This window comes from Chloroflexota bacterium, assembly GCA_018648225.1.
Lineage (GTDB): Bacteria > Chloroflexota > Anaerolineae > Anaerolineales > UBA11858 > NIOZ-UU35.
In genome coordinates, this window is record JABGRQ010000136.1 from 1 (window position 1) to 4,373 (window position 4,373).

Annotated in this window: 7 protein-coding genes and 1 tRNA gene; 5 read left to right on the forward strand and 3 right to left on the reverse strand. The window is 53.1% G+C overall.

Annotated features, from left to right (window positions below; all coding sequences use genetic code 11):
* The 3 genes from smpB (at position 1) to HN413_13505 (ending at position 2,137) form a co-directional block, all read left to right on the forward strand.
* Positions 1 to 465, forward strand: a complete 465-nt coding sequence (gene smpB / locus HN413_13495; protein MBT3391411.1) for an SsrA-binding protein SmpB — start codon at positions 1 to 3, stop codon at positions 463 to 465.
* Between the two features lie 90 nt (positions 466 to 555).
* Entirely contained in the window at positions 556 to 1,341 is a 786-nt protein-coding gene (locus HN413_13500) for a hypothetical protein (protein ID MBT3391412.1), read from the forward strand.
* 79 nt (positions 1,342 to 1,420) lie between these two features.
* The gene (locus tag HN413_13505; protein MBT3391413.1) at positions 1,421 to 2,137 is read left to right on the forward strand and encodes a phosphatidate cytidylyltransferase; all 717 of its coding nucleotides are present in this window, start codon (positions 1,421 to 1,423) and stop codon (positions 2,135 to 2,137) included.
* Between the two features lie 15 nt (positions 2,138 to 2,152).
* Here HN413_13505 and HN413_13510 read toward each other — a convergent pair whose 3' ends face one another.
* A complete protein-coding gene (locus HN413_13510; GenBank protein MBT3391414.1) occupies positions 2,153 to 2,590 on the reverse strand; it encodes a deoxyribonucleoside 5'-monophosphate N-glycosidase in 438 nt (145 codons plus the stop codon).
* Entirely contained in the window at positions 2,587 to 3,192 is a 606-nt protein-coding gene (locus HN413_13515; protein ID MBT3391415.1) for a methyltransferase domain-containing protein, read from the reverse strand. Before HN413_13515 ends, HN413_13510 begins: the two co-directional genes overlap by 4 nt.
* Before the next feature lie 68 nt (positions 3,193 to 3,260).
* On the opposite strand from HN413_13515, the gene HN413_13520 reads away from it, so the two are divergent.
* The gene (locus HN413_13520; GenBank protein ID MBT3391416.1) at positions 3,261 to 3,947 is read left to right on the forward strand and encodes a vitamin B12 dependent methionine synthase; all 687 of its coding nucleotides are present in this window, start codon (positions 3,261 to 3,263) and stop codon (positions 3,945 to 3,947) included.
* A gap of 76 nt (positions 3,948 to 4,023) precedes the next feature.
* Positions 4,024 to 4,096: transfer RNA gene (locus tag HN413_13525), tRNA-Arg, on the forward strand.
* Between the two features lie 118 nt (positions 4,097 to 4,214).
* Here the strand turns inward: HN413_13525 and HN413_13530 are convergent.
* The coding region (locus HN413_13530; protein ID MBT3391417.1) for a hypothetical protein at positions 4,215 to 4,373 on the reverse strand (159 nt) is incomplete at its 5' end.

Genomic DNA, 4,373 nt, shown 5'->3' on the forward strand with positions numbered 1-4,373 from the left:
ATTAACAATATGAATGTCAAAATCATCGCAACCAACCGAAAAGCGCGGCACGATTATCACCTGCTCGAATCTTTCGAGGCCGGGCTGGTACTACAAGGCAGCGAGATCAAATCAATCCGCGCCGGGCATATCAGCATCAAGCAGGCCTATGTGCGCGTGGATGGCGAAGAAGCCTGGCTGCTCGAAGCCCACATTGCCCCCTACGAACAGGCTTCGCGCTATAATCACGAACCGACGCGGCCGCGCAAATTGCTGCTCAAAAAAAAAGAGATTTACAAGCTCTGGGATGAAGTACGGCGCAAAGGCACAACGGTAATCCCCACAAAGGTTTATCTGAAGAATGGGCGCGCAAAAGTGGAAATCGCGCTGGCGCGCGGCAAAAAATTGCACGATAAACGCCAGAGCATAGCCGAGCGCGACGCCCAGCGGCAGGTTGAGCGCGAAATACGCCAGAGCGGGTATTAACATTCAACGCAAAGGCGCAGAGACACGAAAGCGCAAAGAACTCAAATTTTTACGGCTTTACAACCTTGCGCTATTCTATCCAGAAACCTTATGACCATTCCATCCACCCTCGGCGGGATCAACCTGCTACCACAGCCCGAAAAAAGAGCCATTTACGCCCGCATCATTCCCCCGGAATTATTGCTGCGCTTCCAGCTAAATCCCTACCTGAGCGATAGGCAGGGCAATGAGTTGATGGTGTTGGATGCCCCCTCCGGCAGCAGCAGCGTCGAGATCAGCCTGTATCATCAGCGCGGTTTCCGAGACCCGATCCTATCCGGGCATCTCACCGATACGATGAACGGGCAAATTCATATTTTATTTTATACGCTCAACGACCCCGCATCCCCGCGTTACGATATTGATCGGCTCCCCGATGGCACTTCAACCCAATTTGGCACACAACACCGCAACCAGGCCGCAGAAATAGCGGCCATGAACGCTAATCTCTCCCCGGGGCAGATTCGTGAGGGGTTGCATACGCTCAAATCGGCGGTCAGTACTTTTGAAAATTTCATCAGCGAACTCGGTCATACCATGCACTTCGCCGAGCCGTTGTTTTATCATAACGCAGTAATTTTCGAACGCTATGGCTTTCGTTACCAAAAAGGCCGCCGCCTGATGGAACGCATCGAACAGGGCTTCCAGGCGGGCGGCGATCTGCTGCCTCTGCTGGATGGCAGTACACCCTTCCGACAGCCGGAGGCCGCCAACAGCATCCGCCTGCGCTCCTGGGCAATCCACGACGGCATATTAGGCGAACCTTTTACCAATGTGACCATGTATAAAGAGTCCGGCAAACACGCAGGGGTTTCGACCGCTCAATGCGAGTGGTAAGAATTCATCAGTTGCAGGTTGAAGGTTGAAAGTTTCAAACCTGCTAACCTGTAACAATCAACCTTCACCTCACAAACCTATGCTCAATAACAACTATATCGCACTCATCATCACTTTCACTGCTGCGCTGCTCTGGTTGCGCCTTAATGATTTCGCCGCACACCGCGGCTGGATCAGCAGCCATCTCAGCCGCAAAATCATCCACATGGGCACCGGCCCGATTTTCGTCTTGTGCTGGCTGCTCTTCAACGATGCGCCCGCGGCGCGCTATCTGGCGGCGCTGGTTCCACTGGCGATCACAGCTCAATTTGCGCTGGTTGGCCTGGGGGTGATGAAAGATGAAGCCGCCGTGCAGGCCATGTCGCGCAGCGGTGACCGGCGCGAGATTTTACGCGGCCCACTCTTTTATGGCATCGTCTTTGTGGTGCTCACCGTTATTTACTGGAAAGATTCGCCCATCGGGATCATCGGGTTGATGCTGATGTGTGGCGGCGACGGTCTGGCCGATATTGTAGGCCGTCGCTGGGGAAAGGCCAAACTCCCCTGGGCAAAGGACAAATCGTGGCTAGGCTCATTGGGGATGCTGCTCGGCGGCTGGAGTTTCGCGCTGGGGGTGGTGTGGGTCTTTGTTATGCTCGGGGTTTTTCCTGCCCCCTTTAGCGCCTACGTGCTACCCATCAGTATTATTGCTATCGCCGGGACACTCGTAGAGTCACTCCCCATCAGAGATTCTGACAATATCACCGTCACGCTGACAGCGGTATTGCTTGGGCATTGGCTTCTGAACACCCTGTAATTGATGTTAGCAGCGTTAATTTTCGGCGCTTTCAGTGAGTATTTTGGCTAAACAGGCGCGCATTGTTGCGACCCCATTTTCAACATCGGCATAACCCATCATTTGCAATAAGGTATCCGGATTCCCTGTGAGCATCTTTGAAACCGTTTTTTCTTCGCGGTGCAGGCAGAGAACGGGTTTTCCCAGATGTAGTGCGTACCCAATTTCGTAGCCTACGCCATGCGAAGGCGTGCTGACTTCGGCAATCAGCACATCACAGGCTTCAATCCAGGCGACATCGCGGCGGTAAACAACTTCCGGCTCCATGTGTGATTCACCACCCCCTGGGCTGGGCACGGCAAATACCGCCGAGGGAAGATCGTGTCCATCAGCCTGAAGAGTTTCAACCATAATCCGATAAATTTCCGCATCCTGTCGCCCACCAGTGATTGAACAGGCAAAGTAAATATTCATCGTACTCTCCGCGCACGCACATACTGGTACATGCCGTCCAGGCCCAAATACTCAACCGTGATTTCGAAACCCATTGAACGCAATATCACCGCATAGTCGTGGGCATAATCCCCAAAGAGTTCGCCAAACCACTCCATCAGTTGATGCCACGCCGATACTTTGGGCGCTTTGGCATAGTCGCCGATGCGGATTTCACCGCCCAGCCGACAAACCCGTCCCATCTCAGAGAGTACCTGCCCGACATCGGTTTCCACCCCACTGACGGCGTTAGTTTCGACGACGGTTGTAAAAGTTTCAGGGGCGAAAGGCAAAGCGTCAAAACTGGCCTGCACAAGATGAACACGCGGCACTTTGCGCCGGGTTTCGGTGAGCATCCCCCGGGAGGAGTCCACCCCAAAACAGGTGCGATCCACCCGAAAGGAGTCTGCGAGCAACCGCCCGGAGCCGCAGGCAATATCCAAGATGCGGCCCGCGGGGAGATTCCGGCCAACTCGCTGTTTACCCTTTTCCCCAATCGAAAAAAAGATGCGCGCTAAACGATCATAGTTTCGGGATAAGCGGTCGTAAAATTCAGGCGACCAATGAAAAAGTGGTTTCGGCATGATATTGCTCCTGGTTGGGGTTGCTGTTATTATACTGCGAGATTTCGTCAGCCCCACACAAGGACCCTATGGATACTTTGATACTCGACAACATTTCCTTTGAACCCGACTACGACGAACTGGCGCAAAGGCTGCGCGTGCGCCCCGGACGTTCCAGCGAAAAAGAGTTGATCCAATTGCTGGATGAAGCCCGCCAAATTGCCCGCCCGAAAGCCATCTATCGCATCGGCTATATTGATGCGAAAACAGAAGATAGTGTGTCGATTGGGGATACTATCCTGACCAGTCGGGTGCTACGGGTCAATTTGGAAGCCACCCAGCGTTGCTTTTTGTATATCGCCACCTGCGGGCGCGAGCTGCACGAATGGCAGCATTCGATTAGCGATATGCTGGCGCAGTTTTACGCCGATACGATCAGTAATGCTGCATTGCAATCAGCAAGAACCGCGCTCGAAGAACACCTGACCGAATCGTACAATCTCGGCCATACAGCCACCATGAATCCCGGCTCGCTGGAAGATTGGCCGCTACAAGCGCAAATTCCGCTCTTCAAGATGCTGGGCAATACGCAGAACACGATTGGCGTGGAACTGTTGGACAGTTTGTTGATGGTACCCGGGCAAACGGTTTCAGGGATTCGTTTTGAAACCGAGAGTAGTTTTGCGAGCTGTCAACTGTGCCCAAGAGAAAGCTGCCCCAACCGCAAAGCGCCTTACGATGCCGAATTATTTGACCAGAAATTTGCTGCACAATAACGCGACTTTATGAAAGCAGCGATCCTGAAAGACGCTTTATTGACGGACTGTTCTTCTGGGATATAATTGCCCTGTTGCACCCGTAGCTCAATGGATAGAGCGTCTGACTTCGAATCAGTAGGTTGGGGGTTCGAGTCCCTCCGGGTGCGCACTAGATGTGGCGGTGCTAAGCACCGCCACCCCCATATATAGGGGATTGAGACCTGCCTTTTCGGCAGGTTTTTGTTTCTGCGAGCAATTGGCGAGCAACTGCGTGCAAGTATGATGCTAGTCTAAGGCTTCGGTTTGGATCAACTCCCCCAAATCAACCTGGATCGTTGTCACAATTTCATCCATGATCCGGGCAGCATCTTCTTGCATGACCGGGATGAGATGGCCATAGATATCCAGGGTAGTGCTGGTTTTAGAATGGCCAAGGATCTTCGA

Coding starts and splice junctions, on each gene's coding strand:
- HN413_13500 (MBT3391412.1), top strand. CDS start 556: ATGACCATTCCATCCACCCTCGGCGGGATCAACCTGCTACCACAGCCC.
- HN413_13505 (MBT3391413.1), top strand. CDS start 1,421: ATGCTCAATAACAACTATATCGCACTCATCATCACTTTCACTGCTGCG.
- HN413_13510 (MBT3391414.1), bottom strand. CDS start 2,590: ATGAATATTTACTTTGCCTGTTCAATCACTGGTGGGCGACAGGATGCG.
- HN413_13515 (MBT3391415.1), bottom strand. CDS start 3,192: ATGCCGAAACCACTTTTTCATTGGTCGCCTGAATTTTACGACCGCTTA.
- HN413_13520 (MBT3391416.1), top strand. CDS start 3,261: ATGGATACTTTGATACTCGACAACATTTCCTTTGAACCCGACTACGAC.